The organism is Cobetia sp. 5-11-6-3 (assembly GCF_013374055.1).
GTDB classification, from domain to species: domain Bacteria; phylum Pseudomonadota; class Gammaproteobacteria; order Pseudomonadales; family Halomonadaceae; genus Cobetia; species Cobetia marina.
Map to the genome: position 1 here is coordinate 297,929 of NZ_BLWJ01000002.1, position 19,376 is coordinate 317,304.

Here is a 19,376-nt window from a genome sequence, read left to right on the forward strand (position 1 = left end):
AGGACTCAAGGAACCCAGGACTCAAGCCCTCAGGCCAGCTGCAGATGCGGCTCCTGCTGTTCCTTGAGCGCTTCCTGCATGCGCTCGGCATACCAGTCGACGAAGTCGACGACGCCGAACTCGAAGGTCGCCGAGTAGGGGCCGGGCTGATAGGCGCTGGAGTTGACGCCGCGCTGGTTCTCTTCCACCAGCTGACGGTCCTGATCATTGGTGGCGTCCCACACCTTGCGCAGCTTCGCCAGGTCGTAGTCGACCCCTTCCACCGCGTCCTTGTGCACCAGCCACTTGGTGGTCACGCGGGTCTTGAGGGGGCCGATCGGGTCGACCTGGAAGACCACGGCGTGATCGCCCATGAAGTGGTTCCAGGAGTTGGGCAGGTTGAGGATTCGCAGCGAGCCCATGTCGGGGCTCTGCAGGCGACCCAGCAGCTTCTTGCACGCCGGCGTGCCGTCCGTGGTCATCGAGACGGTGCCTTCCAGCAGCGGCGTGCGCGTCATGCGATTGCGGCGACCGAAGCGCACCAGCTGATAGGGCACCTTCTCGGCATCCCAGTCGGCCTGCTTCTTGGCGACCAGCGCCTTGTAGGCTTCGGTGGCTCGCGGGTCATCGGTGTCATCGAATTCCTGCAGGGTGTTGAGCAGCTCCGGGTGGGAGCCGTCGCAGTGATAGCACTCGCGATTGTTCTCGATCACCAGCTTCCAGTTGCCTTCCTCGATGATGGAGGAGCTGGCCGCGACCTTGACGTTCTCCATGTCGTAGGGCTTGAGGTAGAACTCCAGCGTCTTGAAGAACGGCTCACAGTTCTCGGGCTGCTCGGCGAGGTTGATGAACAGCATGCCGCCGGCTGAACGTACGTGGACGGGGTGCAGGCCGTAGTCACTGGTATCGAAGGTGGTGCCCATGTCGGAACCGGCGAACAGCAGACGGCCATCCAGTTCATAGGTCCACTTGTGATAGCCGCACACCAGCTTGGCGACCTTGCCGCGCTCGGTGCTGCACAGGCGAGACCCGCGATGGCGACAGACGTTATGGAAGGCATGGATGGCCCCGTTGTCACCGCGCACGATGATGATCGGGCTGTTGCCCACGTCCATGGTCATGAAGTTGCCCTTGAGCGGGATCTCGCTGCCGAGACCGGCAAACAGCCACTCGCGCTCGAAGATCTCCTTCATGTCGAGATCGAACAGGCGCTGATCATTGTAGAAGGGCTGGGGCAGGGTATAGCCGGGACTGCGGGCCTCTAGAAGCCGCGCGGCGGCCTCGCGTACCGCCTGACGCTGCTGGTCCTGAGCGTGTTCCAATAGATCGCTCATCGCGATGTCCTCGCACGGTCGGTAGGCGCCGGGAGTAGGGTCGCCTTGGGTTGAGTGAGTGTGCTGATCATTGTTGTTGTGAAGCCGGGACAGAGGAAACGAGTGAACAGACCATTGCCGGGCAGCACCGCGGCAGACATCAGCGCATCTATGAGTCAGCGCACCTATGAGTCAGCGCACCTATGAGTCAGCGCACCTATGAGTGAGTGCCGATGCATCGCGCGGTGCGTCATCCTGTCCTGGTCGGTTCGGGTGTCGAGGGCGGCGCAGGCAGAGGGGCCGCTCGCTCAACAGGATAGTCAGCGTGGAAGTTCAGGCAGCCCGCATGATATCCGAGTGGCTTTGCCACGCATGGATCGCAGTGTGGCTGAGGTCAAGTCGCGACTTGTGTCTGATGGCGACGCTCAATGATGTATTTCCGACGCCGGTCGTCTGCGCAGGGCCTTCGAGGCACAGGCAGGTGCAGCGGTGAGGCGGGGGCAGGGCACTGCGGGGTCGTGATTGGAGGGATCGGGCATGTTTCTGTCGTGCACGGATAAATGCTTGCCGGACGCTGACTCGACAATCCAGAGCATGTCCCACCGTTGGTCGCGCACGCAGCGCAGGGTGGCCTGACACTGTCTCTTCAAGAACTGACACTGCCCCTTCAAGAACATGTCTCCAAGAACATGTCTCCAAGAACAACATGCCCAGCGAGGCCTTCATGAGCACCACACTCAGCAACTTCAATCCGGTTACGACGCAGACCTGGACCAACGGTCGACATAGCGTGCGCTGCGTGAAGGTCATTCAGGAAACCTGGGATGTGCGCACCTTCTGTTTCATGGCCGAACAGCCGGTGATGTTCTTCTTCAAGCCGGGGCAGTTCGTGACCCTGGAGCTGGAGATCGATGCGCAGCAGATCATGCGCTCCTACACCATCTCCAGCTCGCCGTCGGTGCCCTACAGCTTCTCGATCACCGTCAAGCGTGTGCCGGGCGGACTGGTCTCCAACTGGCTGCATGACAATCTGAACGAAGGTGACGAGCTGGCCGTGCACGGCCCGGTGGGCAACTTCAACTGCATCGACTATCCGGCGGAACGCATCCTGATGCTGTCAGGCGGGGTTGGCATCACGCCGCTGATGTCGATGGCCCGCTGGTACTTCGACACCAATGCCAACGTGGACATTGCCTTCTTGCACAGCGCCCGCAGCCCGCGCGACATCATCTTCTGGCGTCAGCTCGAGTTCATGGATTCGCGGGTGCCGGAATTCAACATGCACATCATCTGCGAGCGCTTCGAGACCGGTCAGACCTGGTCGGGCTATCGCGGCTATCTGACCGACGCGATGCTCGAGATGATCGCGCCGGACTTCATGGAGCGCGAGATCTTCTGCTGCGGCCCGACCCCCTACATGAATGCGATCAAGCATCTGCTTCGCAGCCATGGCTTCGACATGAGCCGCTACCACGAGGAGTCCTTCGGGGCCACGCCGGTGGAGGTCGAGGAGGAGGCCATCGAGCAGGCCGAGCAGGCGGAAGTGCTGGCCGATGAGCTGGACCGCGCCGACCTGACGCGCGTCGAGTTCGCCACGACCGGCAAGTCGGTGCAGATCGCCCCGGGCGAGACTGTCCACGCCGCCGCCGCCAAGCTCGGCCTGCATATCCCGAAGGCCTGCGGCATGGGCATCTGCGGCACCTGCCGCGTGCAGAAGGTCTCCGGGGAGGTCGCGATGGAGCACAACGGCGGCATCACCGATGAAGACGTCGCGGATGGCTTCATCCTGTCCTGCTGCAGCGTGCCCAATGGGGATGTGGTGATCGATTACTGATCTCGCCCACCACTCGCCGGCAAGATGACAATGGCGACAGGTTTGAGGAGAGGTGAATGAATCTCGTGCAAGTGATTGGCAGAAAGTCGTAGACGATGTCGCATTCAGGGAGGTAGATGCCGCTGTCAGCCATCTGGAGCGGCGTCAGTCGATTAGCGTGGGGGTACAACAAGTACAACTGGCTAATGGAGCAATACCTCATGACTCGTGATGTTGATGCACCGCAACGCCCCTCTCTGCCCATGGCCAGCCTGCCGATTCTGGCAACCCTGGCCGTGCTGGCCCTGCAACTCTTCGTCTTTGGCGAATTCACTCCTCACGTGCCGCTGATCTGTGGTGTCGCCATGACGGCGCTGGTCGGTTGGAAGCTGGGGCACGGCTGGTCGGCGATGGAAGAGGGCATGATGCGCATCGTGCGTGTCGGCCTGCCCTCCATCGCCATCCTCATTCTTGTCGGCATGACGGTCGGGGTGTGGATCGCCTCGGGCAGCGTGCCGATGATCATCTATTACGGGCTCAAGCTGATCTCGCCGGAATACTTCCTCGCGACGGCGATGCTGCTGTGCTCGGTGGTCTCGGTCACGCTCGGCACCAGCTGGGGCACCGTGGGCACCGTGGGGCTGGCCTTGATGGGCATCGGCGCCGGTTTCGGCATCCCACCGTGGTGGACGGCCGGTGCCGTGGTCTCCGGGGCCTTCTTCGGCGACAAGGTCTCTCCCCTGTCGGACACCACCAACCTCGCTCCCGCCGTCACCGGGGTGAATCTGTTCGCCCACATCCGCAACATGATGCCCACCACCATCCCCTCGATGCTGATCGCCCTGGTGATCTACCTGGTCGCCGGCAACCTGCTCGCCGCCGGGCAGACACTGGATCTCGAACGCATCACCGCGATTACCCAGGGCCTGGACGGGGCCTTCGAATTCAATCTGTGGGTGCTGGTGCCGCCGCTGCTGGTGATGACACTGGCCATCGCCCGCATGCCGGCGTTGCCGGCGCTGTTCGTCGGGGTGCTGGCCGGGGCGGTAGTGGCCTATGGTGTCCAGGGTGAGGCCATCAAGGCGCTGTTCGGTTACATGCAGAGCGGCTACACCCTGAATACCGGCGTCAGCGAGATCGACAGCCTGCTCAATCGTGGCGGCCTCATGTCGATGGCCTGGGTCATCCTGCTGGTGATGATCGCACTGGCCTTCGGCGGGATGCTGGAAGTGATCGGCTGTCTCGAAGCGCTGTGCGCCGCCGTGCTGGTCAAGGTGCGCGGCATCTTCGGGCTGCAGGTCGCGGCCAGTTCCACTGCCGCGCTGACCAACGTCATCGCGGGCGACCCCTACCTCTCGATCGCCTTGCCGGGGCGCATGTACGCACCGATCTTCCGTGGCGAAGGCTACTCGACCCTCAATCTGTCCCGCTCTCTGGAAGAGGGTGGCACGCTGGTCTCGCCGCTGGTGCCCTGGAATGCCAGTGGCGCCGTGGTCATCAGTTCGCTGGGGCTGATCACCAGTGGTGGCAGTCTCGAGGGGCTGCTCTACATTCCGCTGGCCTTCGCCTGCTGGCTATCGCCGCTGATCGGGCTGCTTTACACCCTGGCGGGACGCTTCATCGTTCGCGCCGATGATGCCGAGCGCGCCGAATGGGCGGACAAGGGCCATGCCGTGGTCTCCCTGGCGAAACTGCGGGACACGACACGGCAGACCGCACAGGCGGGACGACCGCTGCAGGCGCACGGTTGAGCGCCTCAAGCATGAGAGTTCTACGACTTCATGCTCAGGTTCATGAGCAAGTCGACTCGCGCAGGATGACGGCACAAACCATCTGGAGGAAATGCCGGCCTCGAGACTACGCTTCAGGTGTTGCCGACAGGAAGCCTGCTGGCTGTCAGGAAGGTCGTTGCGGGGTGCCCGCAAGCGCGATCCCCGTATCGTGCACCAGAGACCGACACTTCCTCTGCCAGCTTCCAGCTGCAGATCGAGAGCGGAAGACATCCTGAACGATGCGTGATGGCCACTCCCGTCACGGGAAAATCGGAAGAAAGGGCAATGTCTCATCAAGGGAACGGTTCACTGCCCCCAGGCTGAGAGGCAGTGACGGACGACTAGAACAGCCGGCAGAACAGGAAAGTTTCGCACTGCGGGAGCACGACGCATGCCTGGGTATGTGGAGATGGGCTCCCGCGGTGCGGCTACTTTCTGCAGGAAGATACCCACGACCACGCATGCCTCGGCCTGCGTGGTTTTTTCATGCGCCGAGCAAGCGCCGGGGCGTGCCCGGCAGGCATCACTGCCCCATCTCGGCCCCCAGCACGGCGAGCAGCGCCGGCAGGTAGAGGAAGGCCGCCAGGGTCGAGCAGAAGACCAGCGTAGCCACGTATTCCGGCTCGCGGCCTGCCTTCTGGGCAAACATGTAGTTGTAGACCGCCACCGGCATGGCCATCTGCATCACCAGCACGTGCAACGCCAGCGGCGGCAGCTCCAGCAGCGTGCCGATTCCCCAGGCGCAGGCGGCGGCGAAGGGGATGCGCAGGGCGCTGAAGCCCACGCCTGACGCCAGATTCCTGACGCGGATACTGGCCAGCGAGACGCCAAGGGTGATCAGCATCAGCGGCACGGTGAAGCCGGAGATCAGCTCCAGGCTGTTGGCCACGAAGCGCGGCATGTGGATGTCGCTGAGCAGCAGGGTGGTGGCGAGGATACTGGCCCAGATGGTCGGGGATCGCACGACGCTGCGCAGCGGGTTGCCGCTGGTGCTGGCAAGCCAGGCACCGAGCGTGAACTGCAGAAGCGACATGGTGACCATGATGGTGATGGCGTAGGCGAAGCCGGCCTGGCCGAAGGCATACAGGGACACGGGCAGGCCCATGTTGCCGACGTTGGAGAACAGCAGCGGGGCCACCGCGACCTTCCACGGCTTGCCGATCAGGCGAGAGAACGGCCAGCTCAGGGCCAGCAGCAGCGCCATTACCGTGAGGGTCGCCAGGCCTGTGCGCAGGAAGCTGGAATTGTCGATCTCGGCACTGCCCAACGCGTTGAGAATCAGTGCCGGTGTGCCGATGTAGAGCACCAGCCGGGTGACGAAGGCCATGGGGTATTCATTGCCCAGGCGCACCCAGAAGAAGCCGATGGCGGCGCCACACAGCACCGGAGCCATCACCGCCAGCAGTTCCATCAACATGCCACCTTCCTCCTTGTCTTCCCGTATCGCCCTGAGCGCGACAGCCCTTGCTGTCTGCGTATCTTCGCATATGCCTGTCGCTAGCATACCTGCCTTGTGGCGCCAGCCCGAGTCGCAACTGCGCAGGCATGTCGCATTCGCACTGCACGGTGACGCTGACAAGCAGCCTGCCCGACAGGGGCGGGGCTAGTATCGGAGCACATCTGCAAGGTTTGACCTGCCGGGTCCCCATGACCCCTCTGCATTTCCAACGACAACATCCGATAACCGGAGGCGCGCAATGTCTCAGCAACATGGCTACACCCGTGATGACCGACTGGCCAGACTCGATCCCGCTCTGGCCGAGGCCATCCTCGAAGAGACAGCGCGTCAGGAAGCGCATATCGAGCTGATCGCTTCCGAGAACTATGCAAGCCCGCTGGTGATGGAAGCCCAGGGCAGCCAGCTGACCAACAAGTACGCCGAAGGGTATCCGGGCAAGCGCTACTACGGTGGCTGCGAATTCGTCGACAAGGTCGAGACACTGGCCATCGAACGTGCCTGTGCGCTGTTCGGCTGTGACTACGCCAACGTGCAGCCGCACTCCGGTGCCCAGGCCAATGCCGCCGTGTTCATGGCGCTGGTCTCGCCGGGCGACACCATTCTCGGCATGAGCCTGGCGCATGGCGGTCACCTGACCCACGGTGCCGCCCCCAACTTCTCCGGCAAGCACTACAACGCCATCCAGTACGGCCTGACCGAAAGCGGCGAGCTGGACTACGAGGAAATGGAGCGTCTGGCGCGCGAGCACAAGCCTAAGATGATCATCGCCGGCTTCTCCGCCTACTCCCGCGTGGTCAACTGGCGTCGTTTCCGCGACATCGCCGACGAGATCGGTGCCTGGCTGATGGTCGACATGGCCCACGTGGCCGGTCTGGTCGCGGCGGGCCACTACCCGAGCCCGATCCCCCACGCCCATGTCGTCACCACCACCACGCACAAGACCCTGCGCGGCCCGCGTGGCGGCCTGATTCTCTCCGCCACCGGCGACGAGGCACTGTACAAGAAGCTCAATGGTGCCGTCTTCCCGGGTCAGCAGGGTGGCCCGCTGATGCATGTCATCGCTGCCAAGGCCGCGGCCTTCAAGGAGGCGATGAGCCAGGACTTCGTCAGCTATCAGGCGCGCGTGATCGCCAATGCTCGCGTGATGGCTCAAGTCTTCATGGAACGCGGCTATGACGTCGTCTCCGGCGGCACCGATGACCACCTGTTCCTCGTCTCGCTGATCCGTCAGGGCGTGACCGGCAAGGACGCGGATGCCTCTCTGGGTCGCGCCCACATCACCGTCAACAAGAACAGCGTGCCGAATGATCCGCAGAGTCCCTTCGTGACCTCCGGCCTGCGCATCGGCACACCGGCCGCCACCACGCGCGGCTTCGGCGAGGCGGAATGCGAGGCGCTGGCCGGCTGGATCTGCGACCTGCTCGACGCGCTGTCCAGCGGCGAGAGCGACAAGGTCGAGGCTGAAGTGCGCGGCAAGGTCGAGGAAGTCTGTGCGCGCTTCCCGGTCTACGCCTCCGCCAGCATCACTGATACCGCCGAGATTGCCTGAACAGGGCGCTGGCGAGAGACAACGATAACCACGACACATGCCGCAAGCGCAGAGACATCACTCGGGTGACAACAACAGACATCACTCGGGCGAGAGCACCGGACAGCGCTTGCGGTGGCAAAGATGTGAGGAGGGTGGCAAATGCAGCGTTACTCGGGATTCGGGCTGGTCAAGCATGCGCTCAGCCACCATGAGAACTGGCAGAAGGTCTGGCGCAGTCCAGAACCCAAGAAGGAATACGACGTCGTCATCGTCGGTGGCGGCGGGCATGGTCTGGCCACGGCCTACTATCTGGCCAAGGAGCACGGCATCACCAATGTCGCGGTGATCGAGAAGGGCTGGCTGGGCGGCGGCAACACCGCGCGCAACACCACCCTGGTGCGCTCCAACTATCTGTGGGACGAGGCGGCGGCGCTCTACGAGCACTCCATGAAGCTTTGGGAAGGCCTCTCCCAGGACCTGAACTACAACGTGATGTTCTCCCAGCGTGGCGTGCTCAACCTGGGCCACACCCTGCAGGACATGCGTGACATCCAGCGTCGCGTGAACGCCAACCGTCTGCAGGGCATCGACGGCGAGGTGCTGGACACCCGGCAGGTGCAGGAACTGGTACCGGCGATGGACTGCTCCAGCCGCGCACGCTATCCGATTCTCGGTGCCTCCTGGCAGCCGCGCGGTGGCGTGGCGCGTCACGACGCCGTGGCCTGGGGCTTCGCGCGCGGTGCCGACAGCCTCGGCGTCGACCTGATCCAGCAGACCGAGGTCACCGGGTTCCGCAAGCAGGATGGCGCCATCGTCGGGGTGGAAACCTCGCGCGGCTTCATCGGTGCCAAGCGTGTCGGCGTGGTCACCGCCGGCAACTCCGGGGTGATGGCCGAGAAGGCCGGCTTCCGTCTGCCGCTGGAATCCCACCCGCTGCAGGCACTGGTCTCCGAGCCGCTCAAGCCGATTCTCGACACCGTGGTGATGTCCAACCACGTCCACGGCTATGTCAGCCAGTCCGACAAGGGTGACCTGGTCATCGGGGCCGGCATCGACGGCTACGTGGGCTACGGCCAGCGTGGCAGCTACCCGACCATCGAGCACACCCTGCAGGCCATCGTCGAGATGTTCCCGATCTTCTCGCGGGTGCGCATGAACCGTCAGTGGGGCGGCATCGTCGACACTTGTCCGGACGCCTGCCCGATCATTTCCAAGACGCCCGTGAAGGGGCTCTATTTCAACTGCGGTTGGGGCACCGGTGGCTTCAAGGCCACGCCGGGTTCCGGCAACGTCTTTGCCTGGACACTGGCCAAGGGGCGCACCCATCCGCTGGCAGAACCCTTCTCCTATGACCGTTTCAACACGGGCAAGCTGATCGACGAACATGGCGCCGCCGGCGTCGCGCACTGAACCTGCCGTCAGGAGACGACCGACCATGATGCATATCTTCTGTCCCTACTGCGGCGAGCTGCGCGAGGAAGAGGAATTCCACGTCAAGGGCCAGGCGCATATCGAGCGCCCGAAAGACCCCGAAGCCTGCTCCGATGCCGAGTGGGGGGATTATCTGTTCTTCCGCAACAACCCGCGTGGCGTCCACCACGAGCTGTGGATCCACGCCGTGGGTTGTCGCAAGTATTTCAACATCACCCGCCACACCGTGACCTACGAGATTCTCGAGACCTATCGCATGGGCGAGCAGCCCACCATCACCGGTGAGACGAAAGCCGATCCGACCACGCAAGCCAAGGGGGTGAGCGCATGAGCCAGCAAGACCACCAGACCGCCGCTGCCCCGCGCCGTCTCGCCTCGGGTGGACGCATCGACCGCGCCACGCCGTTGACCTTCACCTTCAATGGCAAGCGCTATCAGGGCCTGGCAGGCGATACCCTCGCCTCGGCGCTGATGGCCAACGGCCTCGATGTGCTCAACGCCAGCTTCAAGTATGCGCGTCCGCGGGGCCTGGTCGCCGCCGGTGCCGAAGAGCCCAACGCCATCCTGCAGCTGGGCAGCACCGAAGCGGGCCAGGTGCCCAACGTGCGTGCCACCCAGCAGGCGCTTTACGACGGCCTGGAAGCCCACGCCGTCAGCGGCTGGGTCAAGGCCCAGAAGGACCTGATGAGCCGTTTCCTGCCGCAGGTCGGCAAGCTGGGCGGCAAGTTCATGCCGCCGGGCTTCTACTACAAGACCTTCATGGCGCCGGCCTCGCTGTGGATGACGTATGAGAAGTACATCCGCAAGGCCGCCGGTCTCGGGCGTTCTCCGCTCGAGGAGGACCCGGACATCTATGATCACCTGCATCAGCACACCGATGTGCTGGTGATCGGCTCCGGCCCGGCGGGCCTGATGGCGGCGCTGGTCGCGGCCCGCAGTGGTGCGCGCGTCATCCTGTGTGACGAGCAGGAAGAGCTGGGTGGCTCGCTGCTCTCCATGTCGGCGGACTGTCTCGATCAGACCCTGGACGGCAAGCCCGCCATCGAATGGCGTGACGCGGTGCTGGCGGAGCTTGCGGCCTGTGAGGATGTGCAGTTGCTGCCGCGCACCACCGCCAACGGCTATCACGATCACAACTTCGTGACGCTGCACGAGCGCCGCACCGAGCATCAGGCCGATCTCGCACCGCGCAATGCCCGTGGTGCCCAGCAGGCACGTTCACGCCTGCATCGTGTGCGCGCCCACCGCGTCATCATGGCCACCGGTGCCCACGAGCGGCCGCTGGTCTACAGCCACAACGATGTGCCGGGCAACCTGCTGGCCGGTGCCGTCACCACCTATCTGACCCGTTACGGCGTCGCCGCCGGCAACAAGCTGGTGCTGTCGGTCAACAACGACCACGCCTATCGCGCGGCGCTGGCATGGAAGGCGGCCGGTCGTGAGGTGGTCGCGATCGCTGATGCGCGTCCGGCCCCTGCCGGCGTGATGGTCGAGGCGGCGCGTGCCGCCGGCATCCGCATCATCGCCGGCGCCGCCGTGATCGAGGCCAAGGGTGAGCGCCGCGTGACAGGCGCGCGCATCGCGGCCATCGATATCGATGGATTTACTGTCACCGGTGAAGTGGAAGAGCTCGCCTGCGACACCATCGCCAGTTCCGGCGGCTACAGCCCGGTGGTTCACCTGGCGGCGCACACCGGCGCGCGTCCGGTATGGAGTGATGAGATCCACGGCTTCCTGCCGGCGCTGGGCGCACCGATGCTCAAGGGCTTCGATGCCTGCGGCGCCGCCAATGGCAGCTTCGCGCTGGAAGATGCGCTGGTCGCGGCCTATGCCAGCGGTGTCGCCGCGGTGGAAGCCTGCGAGTTCGAGATCGCCCAGGCCGAGGTGCCAGCGGTGTCCGAGCTTGCGGAATCCCCGATGCTGCCGCTCTATCAGGTGCCGCATGACAAGCCCACCGCACGCGCACCCAAGCAGTTCGTCGATCTGCAGAACGACGTCACCGCCGCCGGGATCGAGCTCGCCACCCGCGAAGGCTTCGAGTCCATCGAGCACGTCAAGCGCTACACCGCGATGGGCTTCGGCACCGACCAGGGCAAGCTGGGCAACATCAACGGCATGGCGGTCGCCGCGCGCTGTCTGGGGCAGACCATCCCCGACACCGGCACCACCGTATTCCGCCCCAACTACACACCGGTGACCTTCGGCGCCATCGTCGGCCGTCACTGCGGCGAGCTGTTCGACCCGATCCGCTACACCGCGATGCACGAATGGCACGTGGCGCAAGGCGCCAAGTTCGAGGATGTCGGCCAGTGGAAGCGCCCCTGGTACTACCCGCAGGGCAGTGAGGACATGCATGCCGCCGTCGAGCGCGAGTGTCTGGCGGTGCGCGAGAAGGTCGGCGTGCTGGATGCCTCGACCCTGGGCAAGATCGACATCACCGGTCGCGATGCGCGCGAATTCCTCAACCGCATCTACACCAACGCCTGGGCCAAGCTGGGCGTCGGCAAGGCGCGCTACGGCCTGATGTGTCACGACGACGGCATGGTGATGGACGACGGTGTCACCACCTGTCTGGCCGAAGACCACTTCCTGATGACCACCACCACCGGTGGCGCGGCCTCGATCCTTGAGTGGCTGGAACTGTGGCACCAGACCGAATGGCCGGAACTGGACGTGCAGATGACCAGCGTCACCGATCACTGGGCGACCCTGACCGTCACCGGCCCCGAGGCGCGCGCGCTGGTCGGCGAGCTGACCGATATCGACCTCGACCGCGACAGCTTCAAGTTCATGGAAGTGCGTGAAGGGCTGATCGCCGACATTCCCGGGCGCATCTTCCGCATCTCCTTCACCGGCGAGCTGTCCTACGAGCTCAACGTGCCGGCCAACTACGGGCTGCATGTCTGGAAGCGTCTGTTCGAGTGCGGCAAGCAGTACGGCCTCACGCCCTACGGCACCGAGACCATGCACGTGCTGCGCGCCGAGAAGGGCTTCATCATCGTCGGTCAGGACACCGATGGCTCGATCACCCCGGAAGACCTCGGCATGCAGTGGTGTGTCGGCTACAACAAGCCGTATTCCTGGATCGGCAAGCGTGCGCTGTCGCGTCCGGATACCCGTCGCGACGACCGCAAGCAGATGGTCGGCCTGATTCCGACGCGCAAGAAGGCCGGCGATGAGCGCATCGTGCTGCCGGAAGGCTCGCAGATCGTCTTCGACCCGGAGCACGCCATCCCGATGCCGATGGTCGGCCACGTGACCTCCAGCTACTACAGCCCGACGCTGGGACATGGCTTCGCGCTGGCGGTGGTCAAGGGCGGTGCCAAGCGCATCGGCGAGACGGTGTTCCTGCCGCAGGCCGATGGCACGACGCTGGAAGCCGAAATCACCTCACCGGTGTTCTACGACAAGAAAGGGGAGCGCCAGCATGTCTGATGCCACCACACTCGACCCGCAAGCGGGTGCCGCCGTCGAGGCGCAGCCGCAGGACATGACAAGTTCTCAGACGTCAGTGATCGACCAGCGCCCGACGCCTGAAGTTCACGCTCAGAGCGCCCGTTCGCCGCTGGCGCATCTGTTCACGGCCCGCGATGACGGTGATGCCGGCGTCGTGCTGCAGGAGAAGGCGTTTCTCGGTCATCTGACGCTGCGCGGTGACCCCGCGCAGCCGGGCTTCGCCGAGGGTGTCGAGGCGGCGTTGGGTCTGGCGCTGCCGCTGACACCGGCAACTCTCCACCAGAATGAGGGCGGTCGCTCGATCCAGTGGCTGTCACCGGATGAGTGGCTGATCCTGGTGCCCGGCGAGGAAGCCTTCGCTGTCGAGAAGGCGCTGCATGAGCGGCTTTCGGGGCGCTATCAGGTGGTCAACGTCAGTGGTGGCCAGACCGTCATCTCGCTGAGTGGCGACCAGGCGCGTCAGGTGCTGATGAAGTCGACGCCTACCGATGTGCACCCGCGAGCCTTCCCGGTCGGGCGGGGCGTACCGGCGGTGTTCGCCAAGGCGACGCTGGTGCTGCGCCGCGTCAGCGAGAGCGAATTCGAGCTAGTGGTGCGCAGAAGCTTCGCCGATTACCTCGGCCGCTGGCTGCTGGATGCCAGCGAGGAATTCGGGGTCTGCATCAAGGCCTGAGATCTGCGTCTGGAGAGAGGTCTGCGTCTGGAGAGAGCTCTGTCGCAGGCGCACGCCATGACCTGAATCGGCTGCCAGGGGCCTTGCCCGGGCCAGGAGGCGGGCTTCAGAAATACTGAAGCCCGCCTCAATAATATTGGTTTGTCGCGCAGGGCCCCGGATGCAACCCTGACGTTGCAGCTTCCAACAATGAATAATCCTTACATGACAGGCACCTATGTATGCGTGATACCTGGATTCTGACCGCCCAATGTCCCAGCCGTATCGGCACGGTGGACGTCGTGACACGCTACCTGCGCGAGCAGGGCTGCTATATCACCGAGCTCAATTCCTTCGATGACCGCCTGTCGGGGCGCTTCTTCATCCGGGCCGAATTCCGGCCGCAGACCGAGGCCGGCGAACTCAGCGACAGCTTTGACGCCGCCGGTTTCGAGCAGGGGCTGGGCACGCGTGCCGCCGACTTCGAGATGGACGTCAGCCTGAGTGCGCCGGAGGAGCGCATGAAGGTGGTCATCATGGTCTCGCGCTCGGACCACTGCCTGAACGACCTGCTCTATCGGCATCGCATCGGCCAGCTGCCGATGGACATCACCGCCGTCATCTCCAACCACCCGGACATGGCGCCGCTGGCCGAGTGGCATGGTCTGCCCTATCACCACCTGCCGATCACCGCCGAGACCAAGGCCGAGCAGGAAGCGCAGGTGTGGCAGATCGTGCAGGACACCGGTGCCGAGCTGGTGATTCTGGCGCGCTACATGCAGGTGCTGTCGAGTGACATGTGCGAGAAGCTCTCGGGGCGGGCGATCAACATCCACCACTCGCTGCTGCCGGGCTTCAAGGGCGCGCGCCCCTATCACCAGGCCTACGAGAAGGGCGTCAAGCTGGTCGGTGCCACCGCGCACTACATCAACGATGATCTCGATGAAGGGCCGATCATCACCCAGGGCGTCGAGACGGTGGATCACGCCCACTATCCGGAAGACCTGATCGCCAAGGGCCGTGATATCGAGTGCCTGACCCTGTCGCGTGGCGTGCGTTATCACCTCGAGCGCCGCGTCTTCCTGCATGACAGGCGCACGGTGGTGTTCGGCAACTGAGTGCAGATTGCGAAAAGAGAAACGCTGAAACACGAAGCCCGCGATCAGGAGGTCGCGGGCTTCGTGTCTTCTGGCGTCGTGTCTTCTGGCGTCATGTCTTCTGGCGGTGAGGCCTCTCAACGAGAGCGACTCAGCCCGACTTGCGCAGGCTCCACAGGAAGTAGCTGCCGCCGATCAGCGAGGCCATCAGGCCGGCGGGGATCTCGTAGGGCGAGAGCAGCTGACGCCCCAGCCAGTCCGCCAGCACCATCAGCAGCGCCCCGCACAGCACCGCGCCGAGCATGTGCTCTTGCGCGCGGCTCAGCCCCAGCAGACGCGCCAGATGCGGGGCCAGCAGGCCGACGAAGGATAGCGGGCCGACGATCAGGGTCGCCAGCGCGGTGAGCACCGCCACCGCACCCAGCAGCACCAGACGGGCGCGGGTCACGCCGATGCCCAGCGCACTGGCGCTCGCCATGCCCAGCGGCAGGATGTCCAGCCAGCGCGCCAGCGGGCGCACCAGCAGCACCGCGACGATCGCCAGCGCGAGCACGCCAACCGCCGCGGAGAGGCCCACGTAATAGGTGGAGCCGGACAGCCAGGCCAGAATCTGCTGACCGCGCGGGTCCCCATCGGCGAGGATGATGCCGCGCACCGCATCGTAGAGCGCCGTGATCGCCACCCCGCACAGCAGCACGCGTTCGGGAATGAAGCCACTGCGATGATTGAGCGCCACCAGCAGCGCCAGACAGGCCAGTGCCCCGCAGACGCCCGCGCCCAGCAGGGTCAGCTGGCCCGGTTCCGGCACCAGCAGCAGCGTCAGCATCAACGCGATGGCGGTGCCGCCGCTGATGCCGAGAATCTCGGGGCTGGCCATCGGGTTGCTGGTCAGGCGCTGCAACAGCGTACCGGCGAGGGCCAGCAGCACGCCGGCGCCTGCCGCCGCCAGCACGCGTGGCAGACGGAAGTCCAGCACGCTGGTCTGGCCTGACAGCAACTGTTGGAGCATGTCACCGCCAAGCGTCCAGCCATCGACGCCATTGCCGACGAGAAGCGCCAGCAGCAGGGCGATGATGACCCCGGCCAGCAGCCAGCCCAGCAGACGGTCGGGGCGGGGATGACGATGCGTCAGTGACATGCCGTGATGACTGGCGGGGCCTGCTCCCTGCGCCATCTTCAGGCGCGGAATCAGCCACAGCAGCAGCGGCGCGCCGAGGGCCGCCGTCATCGCGCCGGTGGGAATCAGGTTGGGCAGCAGGCCATCGAGACTGGCGACCACCAGGTCCGTCACCGCCAGCAGCAGTGCCCCGAACAGCGGTGCCCACAGCAGGCGCTGACCCAGGCGGCGTGCGCCCATCAGACGCACGCAGGCCGGCGCGGCCAGGCCGATGAAGCCGATGATGCCCAGCACGCTGACCACGCAGGCGCTCAGGAATACCGCCAGCCCCAGGCTCATCAGACGCAGCTTGCGCAGCGAGACGCCCAGGCTTCTGGCATTGGCCTCGTCGAGATCCAGCACCGCCAGCGGGCGCATCAGCACCAGTGCCAGCAGCATGCCCGGCAGCAGACGGGTGATCAGCGTGGTCACGCCGTCCCAGCCGTTCTGCGCCAGCGAGCCTGCGCCCCATACCAGGGTGCCGTGCAGGGCTTCCTGATTGAACAGCAACAGCACCATGCCCAGCGCGCCGATGTAGAGGTTGACCACCAGGCCCGCCAGCACCACCACGGTCGGTGACATGCCGCGTGCCCAGGCCAGCGCGAATACCAGCCCCATGGCGGCCAGGCCACCGGCCAGCGCGACCCATTCTCGGCCGAGCTGGAAGCCGTCACCTCCAAGACCCGTGCCGGCCATCAGCGCCGGGGCGAACAGCGTCGCCAGCATCATCGCCAGACTCGCGCCACTGGCGACCCCGAGGGTGGTGGGCGCGGCCAGTGGATTGCGCAGCACCTGCTGCATCAGCACCCCCGCCATGCCCAGCGCAGCCCCGGCCAGCAGCGCGCAGATCAGCCGTGGCCACCAGCTGACATGGGCCACCAGCTGGGCGGAGAGCAGGGCACTGTCTGCCTGGCCGAGACTGGCGGCATTCGTGACATCGGGGGATGACCACAACGCCGTCAGGCCCTGCATCAGGCTCAGGCCGTCACGGTTGAGGGCGAGGCTGCCCAGCACCAGCAGGGCCAGCGTGAGCAGACTGCAGGCTCTGCCGGGAGTGAGCCGAAGGGGACTGGGGGCGGAAGAGGAACGCTCTCTCATGACCTGCTCAGGGGTGGCCATCGGTGATCTCTCCCTCAGGTGCCGGCTCGCCGTCGAGTGCCGTGTCCGTGTGGTCGTTGAACAGATGATCGTCAAGCAGATCCTCGTCAAGCAGATGATCGGCGAGCAGGTCGGCGAAACGATTGGCCGAGGGCAGGGCGCCGAAGCTCCATACCGGTGGCAGGAACAGTGGCGCCGAGGCAGCGCTGTTCTCGCGCACGCCGGGCATGGCCTGCCACAGACCATTGCGCGCCAGGGCCTCGCGTCCGCCGGGTGGCAGGGGCTCCACCACCACCATGCGGCCCTTGAGGGTCACCAGCTTCTCGAGACTGACGGTGGCGAAGCCCCAGGCATTGGTATCGCCTTGCCAGGCATTGTCGATGCCCATGCGCTCGATCACCGCCTGGAACAGGCTGTTGTCACCGAAGATGCGCACATGGCGGTCATCCATGAACTGCACCATCAGCAGGGGGCGCAGCGCCTGGCCAGTGCGAGCGCTCTGCTGGCGCAAGGCGGCAGCGTAGCCGGCCAGTCGGGCCGTGCTCTGGCGAATCAGTTGCTCGGCCTGTGGCTCGCGCTGCGTCAGCTTGCCCAGCTGGCGGGTCGCCGCGACCAGCGTCTGCCAGGTGTCGGCATCCGGGGTATAGATGGCGACACTGGTGACCGGCGCGATGGCCGACAGGCGTGGCGTGAGACTGGCGAGCATCGGGCTGATCAGGATGTCATCGGGGGCGAGGGCGGCCAGCTGCTCCAGATTCGGTTGGGTGCGCAGGCCGAGATCCCGCGTGCCTTGAGGCAGCGCCGGTTGAGCCACCCAGCTGGCGTAGGTCTCCACCTGGCCCACGCCCATGGCGCGCACCCCGAGTCCGGTCAGGGTCTCGGCCAGGGTCCAGTCCAGCGCCACGACGGGGCGATCGACGAAGCCCGCTGGTGCCTCATGGGCGTCACCCGTCGTGGCGGCGCTGGCGGACCCCGCGGCCAGCAGGCTCAGGCCGATCAGTGCCATCAGCCACTTCATACCGGCACCGCGATCTGCTGCTGGCCATGCGCCGGGGTGATCACCTGCATCTCGACGCCATAGATATCCTTGAGCGTGGCGGGATTCATCATCTCATCGGGCGCGCCTTCGGCCAGCACCTTGCCACTGTGGAGCGCTACCAGACGGTCGCAATATCGCGCCGCCAGATTGATGTCGTGCAGCACGATGATGATGCCCAGTCCCAGGGTGTGGCTGAGATGCGAGACCAGCTCCATCACCTCGATCTGGTGGGCGATATCCAGCGCCGCCAGCGGTTCATCCAGCAGCAGATAGCGGCTGCCCTGGGCCAGCAGCATCGCCAGCCACACGCGCTGACGCTCGCCGCCGGAGAGCGTATCGACCTGCTGGTCGGCGAAGGCCTCGGTGTGGGTCAGTGCGATGGCGCGCTCGATGGCGGCCTCATCCTCGGCGCCGGGACGCCCCAGCAGGCCGTGCCACGGATAGCGCCCGAAGGCGACCAGCTCTCGTCCGGTCAGCGCTTCGGCGGCCGGCAGGTGCTGGGGGAGATAGGCCACGGCGCGTGCGAATTCACGGTTGCCGAATTCCGAGAGCGCACGCGCATCCAGCGACAGTCGGCCGCTGGTGGGCTGCATCTGTCGTGCCAGCAACTTGAGCAGCGTCGACTTGCCGGACCCGTTGTGACCGATCAGGCCATGCACCTTGCCCGGCGCGAAATCCAGCGCGGAGGCTTGCAGCAGATAGCGCTGACCGAGGGTGAAGCGCAGTTGGTCGAGAGTGAACATTGAGGCGTCCGTCAGCCGCATTCGAGGCGGTGCTTGAAGGTGGAAATCATGATGAAGACCCGGGGATGTCGCCAGCGCGCGTCCTGTTGTCGGCCCGCTCACCGCGAAAGCAGCCGGCGGCCGTCAGTCGATCCGCACAATGGCGTTGCGCCTGCTGGACATAGCGGCCTGCCATGCGCTCCGAGACCCCCAGACGCTCGCCGATCTCACGCTTGGTCACGCCTTCCAGTCGATACCAGAGAAGTGACTGACGAAGATGGTGGGGCTGCTCGGCGAGCGCCTGCTGGATCACCTGAAGCTTCTGGCGCCGCGCGAGACAGCGCTCGGGGTCCAGGCGTGTCGCCGAGAGACGCTCGTCGTCGTCCTCCATTTCCTCGAAGACCGGGGCGCGCGACTGGTGGCGGTGATGATCGATGATCAGATTGCGTGCGATCCGATACAGCCAGGCGCGCGGATTGCGCGGCGGCTCCCCTGTCATCCTGAGGCGCAGATAGACGTCATGGCACATGTCTTCCGCCAGATCATGCGAGGCCAGCTGACGGGTCAGGAATCCGATCAGCTCCTGGTGATAGCGGGCAAACAGTGCGTCCAGCGACGCCAGCTCATCCTCGGCCACCGCGCTGGTGTCCGTCCGGGCGTCAGCCACCGGGCAGGCAGCCCGTGCCGGCGGATCGCAGGGGGGCCGTTGCGTCTGCAGGTCAGCGCCCTCATCTGAGCGGGCTTCTGTCAGTGCTTGGAATGCGCAGAAGAAAGAGGACATCCACGGCTCGCAATGAGGATTGGCGTGATGGGGCGCTCAATCATATTGGTGTTGCGAATCATTATCAATGTCTGTCT

The 19,376-nt window shown here is 65.1% G+C and carries 14 protein-coding genes; 8 read left to right on the forward strand and 6 right to left on the reverse strand.

Annotated elements, in window-relative coordinates; translation table 11 throughout:
- Positions 1-29: 29 nt before the first annotated feature.
- Complete coding sequence (locus HXS66_RS05220; protein ID WP_141392589.1) at positions 30-1,313, reverse strand: SRPBCC family protein; 1,284 nt, start codon at positions 1,311-1,313, stop codon at positions 30-32.
- A gap of 703 nt (positions 1,314-2,016) precedes the next feature.
- Between HXS66_RS05220 and HXS66_RS05225 the strand changes: the two genes are divergently transcribed.
- Both HXS66_RS05225 and nhaC read left to right on the forward strand, forming a co-directional pair.
- A complete protein-coding gene (locus tag HXS66_RS05225) occupies positions 2,017-3,126 on the forward strand; it encodes a hybrid-cluster NAD(P)-dependent oxidoreductase (RefSeq protein WP_077379384.1) in 1,110 nt (369 codons plus the stop codon).
- A gap of 200 nt (positions 3,127-3,326) precedes the next feature.
- Complete coding sequence (nhaC, locus tag HXS66_RS05230) at positions 3,327-4,856, forward strand: Na+/H+ antiporter NhaC (protein ID WP_255303105.1); 1,530 nt, start codon at positions 3,327-3,329, stop codon at positions 4,854-4,856.
- Positions 4,857-5,400: 544 nt separating this feature from the next.
- On the opposite strand, the gene HXS66_RS05235 is transcribed toward nhaC, so the two are convergent.
- Positions 5,401-6,294: an AEC family transporter gene (locus HXS66_RS05235; RefSeq protein WP_176503009.1), complete on the reverse strand. Its 894-nt coding sequence runs from the start codon at positions 6,292-6,294 to the stop codon at positions 5,401-5,403.
- A 280-nt stretch (positions 6,295-6,574) separates the two neighbouring features.
- Here HXS66_RS05235 and glyA point away from each other — a divergent pair, with 280 nt between their 5' ends.
- From glyA to purU, 6 genes are all read left to right on the forward strand, one after another.
- A complete protein-coding gene (glyA, locus tag HXS66_RS05240; protein ID WP_176503010.1) occupies positions 6,575-7,885 on the forward strand; it encodes a serine hydroxymethyltransferase in 1,311 nt (436 codons plus the stop codon).
- A 141-nt stretch (positions 7,886-8,026) separates the two neighbouring features.
- Complete coding sequence (locus tag HXS66_RS05245) at positions 8,027-9,277, forward strand: sarcosine oxidase subunit beta family protein (protein ID WP_176503011.1); 1,251 nt, start codon at positions 8,027-8,029, stop codon at positions 9,275-9,277.
- Between the two features lie 25 nt (positions 9,278-9,302).
- Positions 9,303-9,629 carry a sarcosine oxidase subunit delta gene (locus HXS66_RS05250; RefSeq protein WP_043333138.1) on the forward strand — a complete coding sequence of 109 codons (327 nt, stop codon included), beginning with the start codon at positions 9,303-9,305 and terminating at the stop codon, positions 9,627-9,629.
- Entirely contained in the window at positions 9,626-12,733 is a 3,108-nt protein-coding gene (locus tag HXS66_RS05255) for a sarcosine oxidase subunit alpha family protein (RefSeq protein WP_176503012.1), read from the forward strand. Before HXS66_RS05250 ends, HXS66_RS05255 begins: the two co-directional genes overlap by 4 nt.
- Positions 12,726-13,427, forward strand: a complete 702-nt coding sequence (locus HXS66_RS05260; protein ID WP_240499601.1) for a sarcosine oxidase subunit gamma — start codon at positions 12,726-12,728, stop codon at positions 13,425-13,427. Before HXS66_RS05255 ends, HXS66_RS05260 begins: the two co-directional genes overlap by 8 nt.
- 221 nt (positions 13,428-13,648) lie before the next feature.
- Positions 13,649-14,524 (forward strand): formyltetrahydrofolate deformylase, encoded by an 876-nt coding sequence (gene purU, locus HXS66_RS05265; protein WP_136939031.1) that lies wholly within the window; start codon positions 13,649-13,651, stop codon positions 14,522-14,524.
- 130 nt (positions 14,525-14,654) lie between these two features.
- Here the strand turns inward: purU and fhuB are convergent, their stop codons facing one another.
- From fhuB to HXS66_RS05285, 4 genes are read right to left on the reverse strand one after another with little or no spacing between them, the layout of a single operon-like run.
- Positions 14,655-16,778 carry a Fe(3+)-hydroxamate ABC transporter permease FhuB gene (gene fhuB, locus HXS66_RS05270; RefSeq protein ID WP_255303106.1) on the reverse strand — a complete coding sequence of 708 codons (2,124 nt, stop codon included), beginning with the start codon at positions 16,776-16,778 and terminating at the stop codon, positions 14,655-14,657.
- Positions 16,765-17,775 carry an ABC transporter substrate-binding protein gene (locus tag HXS66_RS05275; protein WP_176503013.1) on the reverse strand — a complete coding sequence of 337 codons (1,011 nt, stop codon included), beginning with the start codon at positions 17,773-17,775 and terminating at the stop codon, positions 16,765-16,767. Before HXS66_RS05275 ends, fhuB begins: the two co-directional genes overlap by 14 nt.
- Complete coding sequence (locus tag HXS66_RS05280) at positions 17,772-18,539, reverse strand: ABC transporter ATP-binding protein (RefSeq protein WP_176503014.1); 768 nt, start codon at positions 18,537-18,539, stop codon at positions 17,772-17,774. The genes HXS66_RS05275 and HXS66_RS05280 overlap by 4 nt, the downstream gene beginning before the upstream one ends.
- Before the next feature lie 46 nt (positions 18,540-18,585).
- Complete coding sequence (locus tag HXS66_RS05285) at positions 18,586-19,185, reverse strand: RNA polymerase sigma factor (RefSeq protein ID WP_240499599.1); 600 nt, start codon at positions 19,183-19,185, stop codon at positions 18,586-18,588.
- Positions 19,186-19,376 lie beyond the last annotated feature (191 nt).

Coding starts and splice junctions, on each gene's coding strand:
- HXS66_RS05235 (WP_176503009.1), bottom strand. CDS start 6,294: ATGTTGATGGAACTGCTGGCGGTGATGGCTCCGGTGCTGTGTGGCGCC.
- HXS66_RS05220 (WP_141392589.1), bottom strand. CDS start 1,313: ATGAGCGATCTATTGGAACACGCTCAGGACCAGCAGCGTCAGGCGGTA.
- HXS66_RS05245 (WP_176503011.1), top strand. CDS start 8,027: ATGCAGCGTTACTCGGGATTCGGGCTGGTCAAGCATGCGCTCAGCCAC.
- purU (WP_136939031.1), top strand. CDS start 13,649: ATGCGTGATACCTGGATTCTGACCGCCCAATGTCCCAGCCGTATCGGC.
- fhuB (WP_255303106.1), bottom strand. CDS start 16,778: ATGGCCACCCCTGAGCAGGTCATGAGAGAGCGTTCCTCTTCCGCCCCC.
- HXS66_RS05280 (WP_176503014.1), bottom strand. CDS start 18,539: ATGTTCACTCTCGACCAACTGCGCTTCACCCTCGGTCAGCGCTATCTG.
- HXS66_RS05260 (WP_240499601.1), top strand. CDS start 12,726: ATGTCTGATGCCACCACACTCGACCCGCAAGCGGGTGCCGCCGTCGAG.
- HXS66_RS05225 (WP_077379384.1), top strand. CDS start 2,017: ATGAGCACCACACTCAGCAACTTCAATCCGGTTACGACGCAGACCTGG.
- HXS66_RS05250 (WP_043333138.1), top strand. CDS start 9,303: ATGATGCATATCTTCTGTCCCTACTGCGGCGAGCTGCGCGAGGAAGAG.
- HXS66_RS05275 (WP_176503013.1), bottom strand. CDS start 17,775: ATGAAGTGGCTGATGGCACTGATCGGCCTGAGCCTGCTGGCCGCGGGG.
- glyA (WP_176503010.1), top strand. CDS start 6,575: ATGTCTCAGCAACATGGCTACACCCGTGATGACCGACTGGCCAGACTC.
- nhaC (WP_255303105.1), top strand. CDS start 3,327: ATGACTCGTGATGTTGATGCACCGCAACGCCCCTCTCTGCCCATGGCC.
- HXS66_RS05255 (WP_176503012.1), top strand. CDS start 9,626: ATGAGCCAGCAAGACCACCAGACCGCCGCTGCCCCGCGCCGTCTCGCC.